This window comes from Mycobacterium sp. URHB0021 (assembly GCF_054057895.1).
Map to the genome: position 1 here is coordinate 2,124,974 of NZ_JBSRZT010000002.1, position 19,247 is coordinate 2,144,220.

The 19,247-nt window shown below is 64.1% G+C and carries 10 protein-coding genes; 8 read left to right on the forward strand and 2 right to left on the reverse strand.

Annotated features, from left to right (window positions below; translation table 11 throughout):
- Positions 1 to 544 precede the first annotated feature (544 nt).
- The 4 genes from pks2 (at position 545) to ACVWWN_RS12800 (ending at position 11,083) form a co-directional block, all read left to right on the forward strand.
- Positions 545 to 6,832 (forward strand): sulfolipid-1 biosynthesis phthioceranic/hydroxyphthioceranic acid synthase, encoded by a 6,288-nt coding sequence (pks2, locus tag ACVWWN_RS12785; protein ID WP_457144227.1) that lies wholly within the window; start codon positions 545 to 547, stop codon positions 6,830 to 6,832.
- A gap of 26 nt (positions 6,833 to 6,858) precedes the next feature.
- A complete protein-coding gene (locus tag ACVWWN_RS12790) occupies positions 6,859 to 8,304 on the forward strand; it encodes a condensation domain-containing protein (protein ID WP_457144228.1) in 1,446 nt (481 codons plus the stop codon).
- 14 nt (positions 8,305 to 8,318) lie between these two features.
- Positions 8,319 to 9,668 carry a hypothetical protein gene (locus ACVWWN_RS12795; protein WP_457144229.1) on the forward strand — a complete coding sequence of 450 codons (1,350 nt, stop codon included), beginning with the start codon at positions 8,319 to 8,321 and terminating at the stop codon, positions 9,666 to 9,668.
- Between the two features lie 74 nt (positions 9,669 to 9,742).
- Positions 9,743 to 11,083 (forward strand): hypothetical protein, encoded by a 1,341-nt coding sequence (locus tag ACVWWN_RS12800; protein ID WP_457144230.1) that lies wholly within the window; start codon positions 9,743 to 9,745, stop codon positions 11,081 to 11,083.
- A gap of 84 nt (positions 11,084 to 11,167) precedes the next feature.
- On the opposite strand, the gene ACVWWN_RS12805 is transcribed toward ACVWWN_RS12800, so the two are convergent.
- Positions 11,168 to 11,989: a phthiotriol/phenolphthiotriol dimycocerosates methyltransferase gene (locus tag ACVWWN_RS12805; RefSeq protein ID WP_457144231.1), complete on the reverse strand. Its 822-nt coding sequence runs from the start codon at positions 11,987 to 11,989 to the stop codon at positions 11,168 to 11,170.
- A gap of 86 nt (positions 11,990 to 12,075) precedes the next feature.
- On the opposite strand from ACVWWN_RS12805, the gene ACVWWN_RS12810 reads away from it, so the two are divergent.
- The 3 genes from ACVWWN_RS12810 (at position 12,076) to ACVWWN_RS12820 (ending at position 14,583) form a co-directional block, all read left to right on the forward strand.
- Positions 12,076 to 12,342: a hypothetical protein gene (locus ACVWWN_RS12810; RefSeq protein ID WP_457144232.1), complete on the forward strand. Its 267-nt coding sequence runs from the start codon at positions 12,076 to 12,078 to the stop codon at positions 12,340 to 12,342.
- A gap of 58 nt (positions 12,343 to 12,400) precedes the next feature.
- Complete coding sequence (locus ACVWWN_RS12815) at positions 12,401 to 12,622, forward strand: hypothetical protein (protein ID WP_457144233.1); 222 nt, start codon at positions 12,401 to 12,403, stop codon at positions 12,620 to 12,622.
- Positions 12,623 to 12,816: 194 nt separating this feature from the next.
- Entirely contained in the window at positions 12,817 to 14,583 is a 1,767-nt protein-coding gene (locus tag ACVWWN_RS12820) for an AMP-binding protein (RefSeq protein ID WP_457144234.1), read from the forward strand.
- A 9-nt stretch (positions 14,584 to 14,592) separates the two neighbouring features.
- Here the strand turns inward: ACVWWN_RS12820 and ACVWWN_RS12825 are convergent, their stop codons facing one another.
- Entirely contained in the window at positions 14,593 to 15,840 is a 1,248-nt protein-coding gene (locus ACVWWN_RS12825; protein ID WP_457144235.1) for a glycosyltransferase, read from the reverse strand.
- Between the two features lie 208 nt (positions 15,841 to 16,048).
- Between ACVWWN_RS12825 and ACVWWN_RS12830 the strand changes: the two genes are divergently transcribed.
- Positions 16,049 to 19,243: an MMPL/RND family transporter gene (locus tag ACVWWN_RS12830; RefSeq protein WP_457144236.1), complete on the forward strand. Its 3,195-nt coding sequence runs from the start codon at positions 16,049 to 16,051 to the stop codon at positions 19,241 to 19,243.
- Positions 19,244 to 19,247: the final 4 nt, after the last annotated feature.

The window sequence follows — 19,247 nt, forward strand, 5'->3', positions numbered from 1 at the left end:
AACATGGATTCATCGTTTGCCAGCTTTGCTGCACCCTACGCATGCGCCACCTCGAGAGACGCTGGGTCATGCTAGGTAAGTTTGCTGAAATCAGGGCACTCGGGGCCGGTCGCGGCAGCCGTAGCGAATCAAGGAATAATGTCCCACCTATGGGAATTGGCTGCTAGATTGCCCACATGTCGGCTCTCGCGTACCCGTCGCAAACAACCGGGGCCCCTTACACGGGCCTCGATGACTCGTGCAGCGACCCCCTGTCGGCGTTTGCGGGACGGAATGGATTGTTGCTGGCTGGATTGGCCGACCCCGGTGTCGTGTGGGTCGACAGAGGCCGCGTGCGGGCGCACGGACTTTGCAGCTGCGGGTGGAAGGGCAGGCAACGCCTGTTGCCGTCGTTCGCGGTTTTGGACACCCTGCTGCACGCCGCCCAGAATCGGTGTCGGCCGGCAGTTCCACTGGTGCTGTCGGCCTGACGTAGGGGCCAAGGGCCCCGGCATCCCAATTCACTCGCCACGAGGAATTTTACGTTCAGAAGGGGGAAACGTACGTGGGCGAAAGAAGTGTTATTCCGGTCGCGGTTATCGGAATGGCCTGCCGTCTCCCAGGCGGGATTGACTCACCCGAGCAACTATGGGATGCGTTGCTTCGTGGAGAGGACCTGGTAACTGAGGTTCCGGCCGACCGGTGGGACGCAGAGGAGTACTACGACCCTGAGCCCGGGGTGCCCGGCCGTTCGGTCTCCAAGTGGGGCGCCTTCGTGGATGACGTCGGAGGATTCGACTCCGAGTTTTTCGGCATCACCGACCGTGAGGCGACGGCGATCGATCCGCAGCACCGTCTGCTGCTGGAAACCGCATGGGAATCCGTCGAACATTCTGGAATCAATCCGGCGACGCTGGCCGGTTCGCAGACCGGCGTATTTGTCGGAGTTACCCATAACGATTACGCATATCTGGCAGCAGACACTCACGCTTTGGAGGGGCCCTACGGTTTCTCGGGAACGAGTTTCAGCCTGGCCTCCGGCCGCATCGCGTACGCACTGGGAGTCCATGGGCCCGCTATCACGATGGATACGGCATGCTCGTCCAGCCTGATCGCCATTCACACGGCTTGCAGGAGCCTCTACGACGGTGAGAGTGACATCGCCCTTGCCGGGGGCGTGTCGGTGCTGCTGGAACCCCGCAAGCTGGCTTCGGGATCGGCGGCGGGCATGCTTTCGCCGACGGGTCGCTGCTACGCATTCGACGCCGCTGCCGACGGCTTCGTCTCGTCCGAGGGTTGCGTCGTGCTCACGCTCAAACGACTGGACGATGCGGTCGCCGATGGGGACCGGGTCCTGGCCGTGATCCGCGGAACCGCCGCCAACCAGGACGGACGCACTGTCAACATCGCGACACCGTCGGCTGATGCCCAGACTTCGGTGTTCCGAGCGGCGCTTGCCGTGGCGAACGTGGACCCGAGCACCGTAGGCATGGTGGAAGCTCACGGGACAGGCACCCCCGTCGGGGATCCGCTCGAGTACACGAGCCTTGCCGGGGTGTACGGCACTCAAGGCCCGTGCGGCCTCGGATCGTCGAAGACCAATTTCGGGCATCTCCAGTCCGCTGCGGGTGCGCTCGGGATGATGAAGACGATTCTCGCGTTGCAGCACGGTGTCGTCCCGCAGAACGTGCACTTCAATCGCCTGCCGGACGAGCTCGCCGGTATCGAGACCAAGCTCTTTGTGCCCAAGGCGAATACAGTGTGGCCCATCGATGGCGACCACCCTCGGCGTGCGGCAGTGTCGGCGTACGGCTTGTCGGGCACGAATGCCCACGCGATCCTCGAGCAATTCCCCGTGACGCCTACGCGCGAGACACCGCCCCCGCGTACCGATGCGGCAGGCCCGCTGATATTCCCGTTGTCATCCACCTCTGCGGAGCAACTGCGCGGGACGGCGGGCCGGCTGGCCGATTGGTTGGCACGAGGGGGCGACGGCAACGGGCGTGGACCCGCCATCGACCTGACTGATCTTGCATACACCCTCGCCCGCCGCCGCGGACATCGTTCCGTGCGGACATCGGTGATCGCCGGCGATCGCGAGGAACTGATCAAGCAACTACGAGACGTCGCCGACGGCGACGCCCCGTACCAGGCCGCGGTGGCTCAGGACGACCGCGGTCCCGTGTGGGTGTTCTCCGGGCAGGGCTCGCAGTGGGCCGGGATGGGTGCACAACTACTGGCCAGCGAGCCGGTATTCGCAGCCACCGTCGCCGAGCTCGAGCCGCTGATTGCGCGAGAATCTGATTTCTCTGTGACACAGGCGATGTCGGCGCCAGAGACAGTCGCGGGAATCGAGCAGGTTCAGCCCACCGTATTCGCCGTCCAGGTGGCGCTGGCCGCGACGATGAAGTCGTACGGAGTGAGTCCGGGCGCAGTGATCGGGCACTCGATGGGAGAGGTCGCCGCTGCCGTCGTCGCCAGAGCGCTCACGCTCGAGGACGGTGTGAAGGTCATCTGCACGCGTTCACGGCTGATGTCGCGCATCGCCGGCTCCGGAGCCATGGCCAGCGTGGAGTTGCCGGCCCAGCAAGTGCTTTCCGAGCTCGCTGGCCGTGGTGTGACCGATGTCGTGCTGTCTGTGGTCGCGTCACCCAAGTCGACTGTGGTTGGCGGTGCCACGGAAGCCATCCGCGATCTGGTTGCGGCTTGGGAAGAGCGGGGTGTGATGGCGCGCGAGGTGGCCGTGGACGTCGCTTCTCACTCGCCGCAGGTCGATCCGATCCTCGACGAACTGGCGGAGGCACTGGCCGACCTCGACCCCATGGAGCCCGAAGTCCCGTACTACTCGGCGACCCTGTACGACCCACGTGATAGCGCGGAGGGGGACGCATATTACTGGGTCGACAACCTCCGTCATACGGTGCGATTCGCGGCGGCGGTTCAGGCCGCTCTGGAGGACGGCCATCGGGTGTTCGCCGAACTGTCGCCGCATCCGCTGCTGACGCACGCCGTGGATCAGACGGCGCGCAGTTTGGACGTCCCGCTGGCGGTGTTGCCGGCGATGCGCCGCGAGCAAGAGCTACCCCAGGGTTTGCGTGGTTTCCTCGCCGATCTGCACAGTGTCGGCACCGCCGTCGATTTTTCGGTGCTCTATCCGAACGGCCGGCTGGTGGATGCCCCACTGCCGACATGGACTCACACCAGCGCGCTTCTGCTGGACCGCGACGGTCACGACTCCACTGTGCGTGGCGGCCACACGGTTTCGGTTCACCCGCTGCTGGGTTCCCACGTCGTGCTGCCGGAGGAACCCGAACGTCACCTGTGGCAGGGTGAGGTCGGCACCGACGCGCAGCCCTGGTTGAATGACCACCAGGTACATGAGGTGCCGGTCCTGCCGGGCGCGGCGTACTGCGAAATGGCGCTGGCAGCGGCGCGAGCGGTCCATGGCGACGGCAGCGAAGTACGCGACGTGTCTTTCGAGCGGATGCTGTTGCTGGACGACGAGACGCCGGTCTCTGCATCGGCGTCATCGGTGGCCCCGGGTGTCGTCGAGTTCGCAGTTGAGACATATCAACTGGGCGAACGGACGAAGCGCGCGGTCGCGGTCTTGCACGTCGATCCGAGTGAACTCGGCCCGACGTCATATGACATCGACGCACTGATGGCGGCACACACGCACGGAGTCGAAGGCGCCGACCTGCGCGCTGCTTTCCAAGCCGTAGGCGTTCGGCACGGAGCCGCCTTCTCAGGCCTGGCGATGGCCTACACCACCGAAGAGTCGGCGGACACCGTGCTGGCCACAGTCGCGCTCCCAGGGCCATTGCGGTCGCAGCAGGGTAGTTACGGAGTACACCCCGCGCTGCTGGACGCCTGCTTCCAGTCGGTACTGGCACATCCCGAGGTCCAAAGCGCCGCTGCCAACGGCATGATGTTGCCGATGGGCGTTCGCCGCCTGCGAGCCTACGGTTCCGCCCGCGGCGCCCACTACTGCTACAGCCGGATCATCAAGGCAGACGTGGACGGGGTCGAGGCGGACCTCGAGATACTCGATGAAAACGGCTCGGTGCTGTTGAGCCTCACCGGCGTACGGCTCGGTGGGGCTTCGGAGCAGGCGCGGGCGGACCGGTTGCTGAACGAGCGGCTGCTGGCCATCGAATGGCAACACTCCGAGCTGCCCGCGGTCGAGCACACCGAGGCGGGGTTCTGGCTGCTGATCTCGACCACCGACGACGGGAGCGATCTCGGCGACGCCCTGAAGTCGGCGGGCGCCGAGTGCACGACTATGGCGTGGCTGCAGCGCAGTGACCATGAGGCCAACGCTGAGCTGCTCGCTTCCTATCTGGCTGAGCAGGCTTTCACCGGCGTGGTCGTGCTGACCGAGCCGACGAACGTCAGCCCGGATGGCGAGACCGGGATTCGCGGCGCTGACAGTGTGCGCCATGTGGTCCGGATCGCCCGCGAGCTACCGGAAGGGCCGGGCGAGCCGCCCCGCCTGTACGTGGTCACCAGAAATACCCAAACAGTTGTGGCGCACGACGTTCCCGCGCTGGAACAGGCGGGGCTGCGTGGCCTCGTGCGGTCGATCAACATGGAACATCCGCGGCTACATGCCACTCAGATCGACGTAGACGAGGCGACTGATAGCGAGCAGGTGGCTCGCCAGCTGCTGTCGGCCTCGCCGGAGGACGAGACCGCCTGGCGTCGTGGTCAGTGGTACACGGCGCGGTTGTGTCCCGCACCTCTGCGGGTCGACGAGCGGCGCACCACGACGGGCGACAACGAGCGCGACGGCATGCGCTTGCGGGTTCGCGCGCCAGGCGATCTGGAATCGCTGGAGCTGGTGTCGTTCGACCGTGTTCCGCCGGAGCCGGGTCAGATCGAGGTCCAGGTGAATGCGTCGAGCATCAACTTCGCCGATGTCCTGGTCGCGTTCGGGCTGTACCCGAGCTTTGACGGACGGCTACCGGCACTCGGCTCTGAATTCGCCGGTGTGGTCACGGCCGTTGGGCCGGGCGTGACGGCGCATCAGGTAGGTGACCGCGTCGGTGGTGTGTCGGCCGACGGCTGCTGGAGCACTTACGTGACGTGTGAGGCCAGCCTCGCAACAACCTTGCCGGCCGGGCTCACCGACCGCGGGGCTGCCGCGGTGGGACTCGCATATGCCACCGCGTGGTTCGGCCTGCAGGAGCTGGCCCGGATCTCGGCGGGTGACAAAGTCCTGATCCACTCCGCGACCGGTGGGGTCGGACAGGCGGCGATAGCGATCGCGCGAGCAGCGGGTGCGGACATCTTCGCCACCGCCGGTAGCGAACAGCGGCGACAGTTGTTGCGCGACTGGGGAATCAAGCACGTTTACGATTCCCGCAGCACCCTGTTCGCAGACGAGATCCGCGAGGACACCGACGGCTACGGGGTCGACATCGTGCTGAACTCCGTGACGGGAGCGGCGCAGCGCGCCGGGCTGGAGACGCTCGCCTTCGGCGGGCGGTTTGTCGAGATCGGCAAGCGTGACATCTACGGCGACACCCGGTTGGGGCTGTCACCGTTCCGCCGCAACCTGTCGTTCTACGCCGTCGACCTCGCACTGATGACGGTCACCCATCCCGACAAGGTCCGCGGGTTGCTCGAGAAGGTGTACCAACTGACGGCGGATGGTTCGCTGCCCTTGCCCGACATCACGCACTACCCGCTTGACGAGGCGGCGACCGCGATCCGACAGATCGGCGGCGCTCAGCACACCGGCAAGCTGGTGCTCGACGTGCCCCACACCGGGCAGAGCCGCGCCGTGGTGCCGCCGGAGGAGATGCCGGTCTTCCGCAATGACGGTGCGTACATCATCACCGGTGGCCTCGGTGGTCTCGGGCTGTTCCTCGCTGAGAAGATGTCTGCCGCGGGCTGTGGGCGCATTGTGCTCACATCGCGCAGCAAGCCGACCGTCAAGTCGCAGGAAATCATCGAGCTGATCAGCTCGACGGGTGCGGACATCGTGGTCGAGTGCGGCGACATCGCCGTCGCCGGCACGGCCGAGCGGTTAGTAGCAGCAGCCACTGCCACCGGTCTCCCGCTGCGCGGGGTGTTGCATGCCGCGGCCGTCGTCGAGGACGCCATACTGACCAACATCACCGACGAGCTAGTCGAAAGAAACTGGGCGCCAAAGGTTTACGGAGCGTGGAAACTGCACCAGGCGACCGAGTCTGAGCCACTGGACTGGTTCTGCTCCTTCTCGTCGGCAGCGGCGCTAGTTGGGTCGCCGGGTCAGGGCGCCTACGCCAGTGCCAACAGCTGGGTGGATGCGTTCATGAATTGGCGTCGTGCGCAAGGCCTTCCAGCCACGACGATCGCTTGGGGAGCGTGGGCGGAGATCGGCCGCGGCACGGCCCTCGCCGAAGGCGATGCCGCCATTCTGCCCGACGAGGGCGCGTACGCGTTCGAAACGGTGCTCCGTCACGACCGGGTTTACTCGGGCTATGCCCCGGTCTTGGGAACTCCGTGGTTGACCACCTTCGCACAACGCAGTCCGTTCGCCGCTGCGTTCAAGTCGGCGGGCCAAAGTTCATCAGAGGGAAGGAAGCTTCGTGCGGAATTGGCAGCGCTGCCACGGGACGAATGGCCGACGCACCTGCGCCGGCTGATCGCGGCACAGGTCGGCCTGATCCTTCGCCGCGCCATCGATCCGGACCGCCCGCTGTCCGAGTACGGGCTGGACTCGCTGGGCAACCTTGAGCTCCGCACCCGTATCGAGGCCGAAACGGGCATCCGGATCAATGCCATGGGAATCAACACCGTTCGGGCGTTGGCCGACAGTTTGTGCGAAACTCTTGCGGCCGAAGACACCGTGGCGGCGTCGTCGTGACGACGGAGCAGGAGTAAGGGGGAGAAGTGTTTACTCTAGAGTCAATCCATGAGTGGGTGGAGGAGCCAGGGGAACTCGTCTCCTGGAGCCCGTCGCCCAATACGGTGGCGAAGGCCAAAGAAGCCCCGGTGACCGGTGTTCCGGCCAGCTATCAGCAGGCGCAGCATGTTCGGAGCTATCGCGAGCATTCAAGACGCGGCACCGAGATGGCGCGACTGGCAATTCCCGCGTGGAATATCGCCGGACGCTGCGATATCCGCGCGATGACATACGTGATCAACGCCTATCTTCGTCGCCATGACACGTACCACAGCTGGTTCGAGTTCACCGTTGACGATCGAGTCGTTCGGCGAACCATCCGCAACCCCAAAGACATCAAGTTCGCGCCGACCCAGCACGGCCAGAAGTCAGCGGCGGAGTGGCGAGAGCACATCTTGGCGACCCCGAGCCCGCTGGAATGGGATTGCTTCCGCTTCGGGCTCATTCAACGGGCAGACCACTTCACGTTCTACATGAGCATCGATCATCTGCACCACGACGCAGGGTTGATGGGTGTGGCCTACCTCGAGATCCACATGATGTACGCGGCTCTGGTGGCCGGCGGAGCCCGCATCTCCCTGCCGGAGGTCGGCAGCTACGACGACTACTGTGTCCGGCAGCACCAGCTCACATCCGCGCTCACACTCGAAGCGCCGCAGGTGCGTAAATGGATCAACTTCGCGCAGCGCAACAGCGGTACCCTACCTCGATTCCCATTGTCACTCGGCGACTCTTCGGTTCCCTGCGAAGGCGATCTCGTCACCGTCCAGCTGATGGACGAGGAACAGTCCGACCGATTCGAATCTGCATGCGCGAGAGCAGGCGCTCGTTTCATCGGCGGCGTGCTTGCGGCCGCCGCGCTCACGGAACACGAACTGACCGGCTCCGAGGTCTATTGCGTCATCACTCCGACGAGTACCCGTACTACGCCGGCGGAGATGATGACCACCGGATGGTTCACCGGCACGGTTCCGGTCACCGTCCCTGTCACCCCATCGTCTTTCGGCGCCACGGCAGGTGCCGCGCAGGTGTCGTTCGACTCGGGTCTCGACCTGGCGCACGTCCCGTTCGATCGAGTGCTGGAACTCGCCGCCCGTGACCGGACGGTCAGGAAGCCCGAGCCGGGCGTTGCCATGATTTCCTACCTCGACGCGACACTCGCACAGTTCTCGCCGGCGGTTGTCGCTGAATTCAACGGACTGAAGGCGAGGATCTACAGCGAACTCGGAGCGGCCAATCAACTCGGCATCTGGGTCAATCGGCTCGGCAGTGGCACATCGGTGACGGTGGCATTCCCGAACAACCCAATCGCCCGTGAATCAGTCAACCGCTACCTCGACGTGATGAAGAAGGTATTCACTCTTGTCGCCGAGGGTCGCGGGGAGACGGTGCCTGTGGCCAGTCTCGTCGACTTCGACCTGAAACCGGCCTGATCGAATCCGCTTCAATGGGATTGGACAATCGACTCTCATTCACCGATCAGCTGTTGTTCCTCGGACAACGGGCGACCGGCCAGGAATTGGTGACGCAGGTCGTCTGGATCTACGAGCATCCGGTCGACATGGATGGGGTTAGGCGCTTTCACCAGAACTTCGGCTATGGCCTGTTCGGCCGGCGTATCGAGCGGTCGCCGCTGAAATTCGGCCGCCACCGATGGGTTTCGTCGCTGGGCGCGCCGTCGGAGATCGAGGTTGTGGAGCATGCGCGCCCTCGCGCGGAACTGAGCGACTGGGCCGACGACCGGGCACAATTGCCCATCGATCCGGAATCGGGGCCGGGCTGGCATCTCGGAGTGCTGCCGATGACCGACGGTTCTACGGCGGTCAGTCTGGTGATGTCGCATTGCCTGGCCGACGGTTTCGGCTTGTTTCTGACGATTGTCGATGCGGTCAAGGGCAACCGGCGTGACTTTGGCTATCCGCCGCCGCGGGCACGCAAGCGCCTCCGCGGCACGTTGGTCGACCTCCGGGAAACTGCGCAAGGTGCACCGGAGATCGCCCGAACGCTCGGCGCGTTGGGAAAACAGACATTCCGCCGCCGGCATGAGCTGCTCCGATCAGGAGCATCGCGGCCCACCACGGCGACCGAACGGGAAGCCGGCGAATCGAACGTCGTGGTGCCGGCGATCACGATATACGTCGCTCTCGACGACTGGGACGCGCGCGCGAAAGACCTGAACGGGACCAGTCATGCGCTCGTTGCTGGGTTGGCCGCGAAACTCGGCGAGCGAATCGGGCGCCGGCGCGCCAGCGACGGTGCCGTCACCCTGAACATCCCCATCAGCGACCGGGGGCCGGACGACACCCGCGCCAACGCGGTATCCCTTGGCGATGCCCGGCTGGACCCGACTGATGTGACGACCGACCTGTCGGGTGCTCGGGTCGCGATCAGGCAGACGCTGACCGCGATTCGGGAAGTGCCAGACGAGACATTGGAGCTTCTCCCGCTGACGCCGTTTCTCCCGAAGCGGGCCGTGAGACGAGGTGCCGACGTGGTTTTTGGGTTCGACGATCTGCCGGTATCGTGTTCCAATCTCGGAGATGTCGATCCTGTGGCGGCTCGCCTCGACGGCACCGACGCCGAATCCATGATGCTGCGCGGCGTGGACCGGCACGTGACTCGTCAATTCCTCGAGCGAAGAGGCGGTCTGTTGACTGTGCTCGCCGGTCGCATTGCCGGCAAGATCTCGATTGCCGTCATCGCTTACCAGCCCGGTAGAGACAATTCCAAAGCCCTGTTGCGCGAGCTGGCAGCGAACACGCTGGCCGAGTTCGGCCTCGTGGGCGTGATCGAATAGAGACAAGATTGGCTATCCAGACGCATCCCCGCCGTCGATCGTTCAGACGATGGACATCCAAAGACGATGTGCAGATGGACAATCGGCTGACTTTCATGGACCAGACCGTTTTCGATCTGCTGCGTGCGACTGGAACCGGAAAGCTCCTGCAGTTCGTTTGGATCTACGATCACCCGGTCGACTTCGATGAGGTGAGACGGTTTCACCGGGATTTCGGCTACGGGATGGCGGGACGACTGATCGAGAGGTCGACGCTGCCCTTTGGCCGGCACCGCTGGGTGTCCTCGTTGGGGCCGTCCTCCGAACTCCACTTCGAGGAGTGCGCGCGCCCACGCGACGAGGTCACCGACTGGGCCGATGAACGTGCTGAATTGCCTGTCGACCCGGAAAAGGGGCCTGGCTGGCACATGGGGGTGCTGCCGCTGACCGACGGCTCGACCGCGATCACCCTGCTGGGCTCGCACTGTATAGGCGACGGCGCCGCAGCCCTGCTGACGACCGTGGAAGCGGTCCTCGGAAACCGGCGCGATATCGGTTACCCATTGCCGAGGTCTCGCAAGCGCTTTCGCGACACGTTGACCGACCTCCGCCAAACCGCGAAGGATATTCCCGAAGCCGTCCGCGCGTTGGGAGCGGCGGTGAAGCTCGGGTATGCGCACCGGCATGACCTTTCGTCGGGCGGACCGAAACCGTCCACCGTCGGCCACGCAAACGACAACTCGACCGTCGTGCTGCCGTCGACCTCGGTCTTCGTCGATCTGGCGGACTGGGATGCCCGGGCGAGTGCCCTCAACGGGAACAGCTATTCACTGCTGGCGGGCTTCGCCGCAAAACTCGCCGAACGGATGGGTCGCGCGCGCTCCGACCGCTCTACGACCCTTCTCATGGCGCTAAATGACCGCAGCAGCTTTGACGATACGCGGGCCAACGTAATGTTGTTCCCTCAGCTGAGTCTCGACCCTGCGCAGGTGACAGAGGATCTCACCAACGCCCGGAACGAGATTCGGAAGGCGCTCAAGACGGCGCGGGAAGTTCCCGATGAGATGCTGCAACTCATCCCGCTGATTCCCTTCGTGCCAAGGCGGGCGCTGAAGGGAGTCGTGGAGCAGTTCCTGGGAGGTGGCGAAGATCTGCCGTCGTCCTGCTCCAACCTCGGCGACATCCCCGCCGAGATCGGCCGACCGGATGGCACGGATGCCGAGTACGTCATGTTTCGGGGTGTCGATCAAAACGTCCGGCGCGCCGACGTCGAGCGGGCAGGTGGGCAACTCGTCCTGGTGGCTGGACGAATCAACGGCAAGATGTCCATCACGGTCGTTGCTTATCAACGGGGTTCAGTCGACTCCAAACCCGCATTGCGTGAACTGGCGACGCAGGCACTGTCCGATTTCGATCTGACCGGCGAGATCCTCTAACCCTGAAGCGCCCGCCTCACAGCGACTTCGTCGCTCGGAGATTGACAAGACGACGAGTCGGTCACCCAGGTGAACCGCCCGGCGTCAGTCTTTGGCGAAACAGTAGAGCCGGTAGTCGATATCGCCTCGTTGCACCTCTTCGTACAGCGGCGAGCCTTTGGTGACAGCGACATCGCGACTCACCTTGCGCAGAATCCGCGGCGCATGCCGATTGATCAGGTCCTGGTAGCGGGGAGAGTTCTTCTCGAGCCCGCGCAGCACCTCCTGATTGATGTTTTTCTTTGAGACTTCCCGCAGCGCGGAATCGGCAAGTGCCGCTTCCCATTCGGCGACTCCGTCACGGCCCCGCAGATCGGCGTATAGGAAGTGCCCGCCCGGGGCCAGGACTCGCGTCACCTCGTCGAGGAAACGACGGTAGTGGGGGTAGAGGTGGGCGGCTTCGACGTTGATCAGGACGTCCAAGCTCGCATCTGGAAACGGCAGATTCTCCGCATCGCCCTGCACGAACGACAGCCCCGGCAACTTGTGCCGGCGTTGGCAGAACGCGACGCCCGCGGGATTGAGGTCCAGCCCCGTGTAGGACGCGGGATGCATGGTGCGGGTGATGTACGAGGCTGCACCGCCGTGGCCGCAACTGACTTCGGCCACCCGCTTACCGGCAAGGTCCACCTGTGCCGCGACTCGGTGGTAGAGCTGAATGCAATACCGGTCAAGCTCGTCGGGCGGGTCGAGCGGCAGGCCCATTGGCGGGTCCTCTTCATAACCCCAGTTGAGGAACAGCACTTCGTCATCGCCGAGTCGCCGGGTGATCAAGCTATACCCGTATTTTCCAACGATTTTCCCGAAGCGCCGGTGTGAAAGGTTCACGACCCTGGTAAGCACCGGACGGTAAATTTGCTCAAGCATCGCGCCACAGTATTTCAGGTGCCCGACGTACTGTCACAGGCACCCGGAAAGTCGACGAACGGGCCGCTCGAAGGAGGCGAAGGTTTGTGAACGCCAAACCCCCTGAAAAGTTCGAAATTCTGGTCGAACACGAGGGGTCGGTCGACAACACCCTCGCGTTCATGGACGAGGCCTCGTACCTATGGGTGCCGGTCAGTGGCCATGTTCACGATATTCAGTGCACGTGGGTGTACCACCGCGACATCGACCTAGGTGGGCTGCGCCGCCCTCGTGACAAACTTGGCCACGGGCCGCTGGGGCGTCGGGTCGAGCCGTCGCACTTTCCAATCGGACGCCATGGCCGGGTGGCGTAGCACGACTCGCCGGACATCGATATCGCCGAGTCAGCTCGCGGTCGCGGCGGGGCAGAGTGTGTTGACGAACGTCTCGCTGCGAATCATCGAACAGAACCTGACGACGGGAAGCCCCGAGCTCGTCGGCGGGCAGCTCAATCCGGGGACCGGACGCATCTCCGGCAACATCTTCATCAGCGTTCGCGCCTACCTTCCGGGCAAGGACAATTCGGCGCGCAACCTGCCCCAACTCGTCCCTGCCACGCTGGCGGACTTCGGCCTGACCGGAGTGATTCAATAGCGCACACCGGTGACACCGCCCGGTTCTCGGCCTCCTCGGCGTGAGGGTCGGCCGCCGAGATGGCAAAATGTTCGACGGGCATCGTCGCCCCAACTGAAGCGTCAGCTCGAATTGGAAGCCCAATTTCTTTGCCGCTGGCAAACATGAAGCCGAGTTCGACTACACCGGCGTGATCGACTAGAAAGGTAACGGTCATGACCGATGCTTCCGTTACCGGCGTCCTACGCGAACGTGCCAGCCTGCAACCCGACGGGGTCGCTTTCACCTTCGTCGACTTCGACCATGAGTGGGACGGCGTTCCCCAAGCTTTGACCTGGGCGCAGTTGAATCGACGGGTCCAGAGCTTGGCGCACGAGCTGAGGCAGCGGGCGTCGGTCGGCGATCGGGCGGTGATCTCGGCGCCGCAGGGACTCGACTACATCGTGGCATTCCTCGGATCGTTGCGGGCCGGGCTGATCGGGGTTCCGCTGTCGGTTCCGATGATCGGCGTGCACGACGAACGAGTTGTCGGAGTGATGCAGGACTCGTCACCCGCCATCATCCTGACGACATCGGCCGCTGCCGACTCCGTCGCCGAATACGCTGTGGCGCAGCACGATCAGGCTGCCCCGACCATCATCGAAATCGATTCCCTCGACCTGGACTCGCGCAGGAAGCCGATATCGGATCGCGGACCTCGACCCGCCGCGGCCTACCTGCAGTACACCTCCGGATCGACCCGTGCGCCGGCCGGCGTCATGGTGTCGAACAGAAATCTCACGGCCAATTTCGAGCAGGTCATGGCCGACTTCTTCCGAAACCAGGGCAAGATATCGCCGCCGAACACCACGGCCGTGTCGTGGCTGCCGTTCTATCACGACATGGGTTTGATGCTGGGTCTATGCGCCCCCATCCTCGCCGGTTGGCACACGGTGTTCACCACTCCGACGTCATTCCTTGTCCGCCCGGCACGTTGGATGCAGTTGCTGGCCAGCCACCCCAACACCGTGACAGCGGCCCCGAACTTCGCCTTCGAGTTGGCGGCGGGGCGAACGTCGGACAATGACCTGGCCGGGTTGGACCTCGGCGGCGTGCAACGCGTGCTTAGCGGTAGCGAACGGGTACACCAGGCAACGCTGAAGCGGTTCGCGCAGCGATTTGCCCGCTTCAACCTGCCCGAGGAGTCACTGCGGCCGTCGTACGGGCTCGCCGAAGCAACGCTCTACGTGGCAACCCGTCCGATCGACCGACCGCCCCTCCTCGTGCACTTCGAACCCGAGAAACTGTCCGCCGGGCATGCCAGGCGGTGCGAGAACGAATCCGGAACACCGCTTGTCAGCTACGGCGCACCCGAATCGCCGGTGGTCCGGATCGTCGATCCGGAAACCAGGTCGGAATGCCCGGCGGGCATGCTCGGTGAAATCTGGGTGCAGGGTGAGAATGTATGCCTCGGCTACTGGGAAAAGCCGGAGCAGACGGAGGAGACGTTCGGCGCGGAGATCGCCCACCCTCTGGCGGGCACGCCCGATGGCACCTGGCTACGAACCGGAGATGTGGGCTTCATCTCCGAGGGGGAACTGTTCATCGCGGGCCGCATCAAGGATCTGCTGATCGTGCGCGGACTCAATCACTATCCGGATGACATCGAGGCGACGATCCAGGAGATATCGGGAGGCCGGGTCGCGGCGATATCGGTGGAAGAGGACCGTACCGAACAACTTGTCGCGATCGTGGAAGTGAAGGCGCGCGCCGATTCCGACGAGGCGGTGGAGAAGCTTCTCGATTTGAAGCGTGACGTCACCTCGGCGATTTCGCAGTCGCATGGTCTGAGTGCTGCGGATCTGGTTCTGGTACCCCGCGGGGCGATTCCGATCACGACGAGCGGCAAGATTCGCAGGGCCGCCTGTGTCGAGCGGTACCGCAACAAGCAGTTCATCCGATTGGACGACCGGATCTCAGCGCCCCGCGCCGAATCCGCCTAGCGGAGTCGGTCAGCGCGCACCGACTCTACGGACGGCCTCTTCGAGCAGGTCCGCGGCTGTTGTGACGCTCTGTTCAGGATTTGTCAACTGGGTCGCGACTTCTCGGGCTCGGGTGCGGTAGCGCGGTTCTAAAACGGTTCGAAGCGAGTCGAGCAGCGTCTTTCGCGTCGTACGCGAAAACCGTAAAGACGTGCCGACTTTGAGTCGTTTGATCTGGGCCCCCCAGAAGGGCTGGTCGGCTCCGACCCACAAGATCAATGTCGGTACGCCGGCCCGAACTCCCGCAGCCGTGGTTCCTGAGCCACCGTGATGGACCACCGCCCGGCACACCGGGAACACCGCCGCGTGATTGACCGCCGTCACGAATTTCACGTGCTCGGCAGCCTGGAGACCCGGTAGATCCCATATTCCCGAGCTGATCAATGCACGCTGGCCGAGTTCCGCGCAGACATCGGTGATCATTGCGACCGCGTCAGAGGGGGATGTGACCGGCATGCTGCCGAACCCGAAATAGATCGGTGGCGTTCCGGACGCAATCCATGACGCCACCTCGTCGTCGGTATCCGTTCCCAGCGCCAAGGTCATGGACCCGACGAGCGGGCGGCGACCGCCCCATTCGGTATCAAGACGCGGAAAGAACACCGGGTCATAGGCCTGGATCTCCAGCGCTCCGCCGTCGACGATGCGTCGCACCGCACGCACGGTGGCCTTGGGGAGGCCCAATTCGCGCCGTTGGGCGTCGTCGGCCCCCTTCAGTACCCGCCAGTGCAGCCACTCCACTGCCGCCCACACCGAACGGACCACCTCTGGCGGCACCGGAATCGGGAGGGCTTGGCTGTTCGCTCGTGCGGGGAAGTAATGCAAGGCAGCCAACGGTATGCCGTTGCGCTCGGCGACGTTCGCGGCGACTTCTTGATACGTCGTGCCGGTCAAGATCAGATCCGTGCCACCAGCCAACGACGTCAACGTCGTACTCATCTCGGCCCAGCCCTCGGTGATGTACGCCCTCAGCTCACGCAGCGCGGTGACGGGATTCTGGATCTTCCAGTACTTGCGGAAGATGTCGGCGTCCAGCTGCTGCTGAGAGTCCACCCCGTAGGCAACGGCCGGCGGAAGTCCCGCCCTCTCGACGAAGGACAGCAGGTTGGGCGGCACCGCCAGGCGCACGTCATGGCCCCGACTGAGAAGCTCCTGGCTGACCGCGGCGCAGGGCTCGACATCCCCGCGAGTTCCATGGACCGCTACAACGAATTTCATCGATGGCCCCGCTGGGCGCTGCACGGCTCGGACACGCCCCGATTAGAGCACAGCTACGATGTCGTGGGGCCGGGGGAGTGGTGTCCGAGAGTTGTGCGAGAACTGGGCTGCGGGGGCCGATCGACGGAAGTTCTGAGAAAGCTGTGAACTGTGTTGAGCAAACTTGTATGGCGTTTGCAAGACGTGGCGCGCGTGTAGCCTGATGGAGATGTTGCGACGCGCCAGGTCGGCCGGTGCGTTAGAAGGGGCGGGCCTTCCGGCGCTGGGCCGGATGATCGTTCGCCACCCATGGCTGGTGATCGCCGGGTGGCTGGCTTTGGTGGCCACCTTGCTGTTGGCGGTGCCCCCATTGGTGGTGGTCGCCCAGCAGAAGCCGCCTGGATTGCTGCCCGAGGGCTCATCGGTGTTGGCCGCCATCAACGGCATGCAGGACGCCTTCCATGAGAGCGGCACGGGAAACGGCGCGATCGTTGTGCTGAGCAACGAAAACGGGCTCACCAAACGAGACGAGCAAACCTACCGGACGCTGGTGGACGCGCTGAAGGCGGACACCAAGAGTGTGACCGGCGTGCAGGACTTCTTCAGCACCCCCGAAATTCGCCCGGTGATGACCAGCCAGGACGTCAAGGCGTGGCAGCTGCCCGTCAGCCTGAGCGGGACGATGGGTGAGGCAGGCGGTCAGCAGGCTTATCGGAGCTTTATCGAGACCGTTCGCGAGAAGACGGCCGGCACGACGCTGAAGGCGAACGTGATCGGCGCGTCGGCGACGGTCGATGACCTCAATAATTACGGCACGGAGGACGCGCACGTCATCGAGATCGCCACCGTGGTCATCGTGCTGGCCATCTTGATTGCGGTGTACCGCAACGTGGTCGCGATGATCGTGCCGTTCCTGATGATCGCCGTCGCGCTCGGGGTGGCACAGGGAGCCGTAGCCGGCCTGGGCGAACTGGGCGTGATCGGCCTTGGTCCGCAGACGCTGGTGTTGATGACCGCGATGATGGTCGGTGCGGGGACCGACTACGCAATCTTCCTGTTCAGCCGCTACCACGATGGTGTCCGGAGCGGGTTGAGTTCGGACGACGCGGTGATCGCCGCCCTCGGATCGATCGGAAAGGTGATTGCCGGATCGGCGGGAACCGTCGCGATCACCTTCATGGGCTTGGCCTTCACCAAACTGGGGGTCTTCTCGACGGTCGGCCCCGCTCTGTCGGTCACCGTCGGGGTGGGCTTCCTCGCCTCGATCACCTTGCTGCCTGCGATACTCGTGCTGGTCGGACGGCGAGGCTGGATCAAACCACGCAAGGAGTTGACCGCCCGGTTTTGGCGACGTTCCGGGATTCGCATCGTCCGTCGACCGGTACCCCATCTGGCGGTCAGCCTGGTCATCCTGATCGCCCTCGCCAGTTCTGCATCGTTGATCAAGTACAACTACGACGACCGCAAGAACCTGCCAGCGGACGCCGAAAGCAACCTGGGGTACGACGCGCTCGCCAATCACTTTCCGGTGAGCACCACCGTCCCGGCGTTCCTGTTCATCCAGTCGAAGCAGGATCTGCGCACCCCGAAGGCGCTCGCCGATATGGAGGAGATGGCCAGGCGAATTGCGCAGCTACCAGACATGTACAGCGTTCGCGGCATCACCCGACCCACCGGCGACGTGCTCGAACAGGCGAAAGCCACCTACCAAGCCGGTGAAGTGGGAAGCAAGCTCGGCGATGTATCTAAACTCATCAACCAGAACGACACCAGCCTCAACACGTTGGCCGGCGGACAGCACCAGATGGCCGACACCCTGGACCAGCTCCGCAACGGTGTGCTGAGCTCCCTCATCACCATTCGTCCGCTGGTGCAGGCTCTCGCCGCCATGCAGCAACAGCTCGGTGGATCCAAAACGCTCGAGCAGGTCGACACCACCGCGAGCCTGGTGGAGAACATGCGGGCGCTCGGACAGGCGTTGGGCGTCAACACGACCCGGATCAGCGACATCTACTCCTGGGCGATTCCCATGGTCAATGCCCTCAACGTCAGTCCCACATGCAACGCCGATCCGTCCTGCGCCGCGTCCCGTTATGACCTGCAGCGGCTCACCGCCCCCGAAAATGGCGCGCTGGTGCAGAGAATCACCGTGCTAGGCCGGGCTCTGGAGGGCACGGACGGGACCCAGACACTCGATCAGACGCTGCGCGATCTCAGCCAAAGCATGCAGAGCACCACCGAGGCGGCGCGCCAACTTGGGCTGGACAATCCGGACAGCGTGGGCTCGCAGCTCGCCAATGTGGAGCAAGGTGCGAACTTGCTGGCCGACTCGAGCCGTGCACTCGCCATCGGGACTCAGCTGCTCGTCGATCAGACCAAGGCGATGGGCGGCGGATTGGACCAGGCGTCGGCGTTCCTGATGGCCATGAAGCAGGACGCCGCCAATCCATCGGCGGCCGGGTTCTACATCCCGCCTCAGATTCTGACCCAGGCGGAATTCAAGAAAGCGGCAGCGCTTTTCGTCTCGGCCGACGGCCACTCGGCGCGCTATATGGTGCAGACCGCGCTCAACCCGTTCGGTACCGAAGCGATGTCTCAGGTGCAGGAAATCATCGACGCCGCCCAAAGCGCACGACCCAACACGACACTGGCCGATGCCAAAATCTCGATGATCGGCTTCGCGCCAGTGCAGAACGACATCCGCAATTTCTACAACGGCGACATCCGGTTCATCTTCATAGTCACGCTAGTTGTGGTGTTCCTGATACTCACACTGCTGCTGCGCTCCCTCGTCGCGCCGATCTACCTGGTCGGGTCGGTGATCATCTCGTATCTGTCGGCGATCGGCGTCGGGGTCCTCTTCTTCCAATACATCCTCAGGCAGGAAATCTCCTGGAGTGTCCCGGGACTGACCTTCCTGGTCTTGGTGGCAGTCGGTGCCGATTACAACCTATTGCTCATCTCCCGCATCCGCGAGGAAGCGCATCGGGGTACTCGAACCGCGGTCGTCCGCACCATCGGCGCGACGGGCGGCGTCATCACCTCGGCCGGTCTCATCTTCGCGGCGTCGATGTTCGGACTGACCTTCAGCAGCATCGCCGCCATGGTCCAGATCGGCTTCGTCATTGGTGTGGGCCTGCTGCTGGACACGTTCGTGGTGCGCACCATCACCGTCCCGGCGATAGCTGTCCTGCTCGGAAACGGCAACTGGTGGCCGTCGAAAGGGCACATGCTCCGAAAGCGAAAGCGTTTCGGTCAAGAACAACTGGAGGATGACAGCGCGCCCGAGGCGTCCGATTCGTCGGCGTTGGGTCCGAAGAGCAGGAAGTGCATCCGAGCCGAGGGGCGGCGGAAAAACATCAGGCGGATCAGGTTGTCGACCCGATCACCCGCCCGGCCCGTGGGATCGGGTGTTACCTACTAAGGGA

Excerpts from the sequence above, each read along its gene's own strand:
- ACVWWN_RS12795 (WP_457144229.1), top strand. The coding sequence starts at position 8,319 with ATGGGATTGGACAATCGACTCTCATTCACCGATCAGCTGTTGTTCCTC.
- ACVWWN_RS12800 (WP_457144230.1), top strand. The coding sequence starts at position 9,743 with ATGGACAATCGGCTGACTTTCATGGACCAGACCGTTTTCGATCTGCTG.
- ACVWWN_RS12805 (WP_457144231.1), bottom strand. The coding sequence starts at position 11,989 with ATGCTTGAGCAAATTTACCGTCCGGTGCTTACCAGGGTCGTGAACCTT.
- ACVWWN_RS12820 (WP_457144234.1), top strand. The coding sequence starts at position 12,817 with ATGACCGATGCTTCCGTTACCGGCGTCCTACGCGAACGTGCCAGCCTG.
- ACVWWN_RS12825 (WP_457144235.1), bottom strand. The coding sequence starts at position 15,840 with ATGAAATTCGTTGTAGCGGTCCATGGAACTCGCGGGGATGTCGAGCCC.
- ACVWWN_RS12830 (WP_457144236.1), top strand. The coding sequence starts at position 16,049 with ATGTTGCGACGCGCCAGGTCGGCCGGTGCGTTAGAAGGGGCGGGCCTT.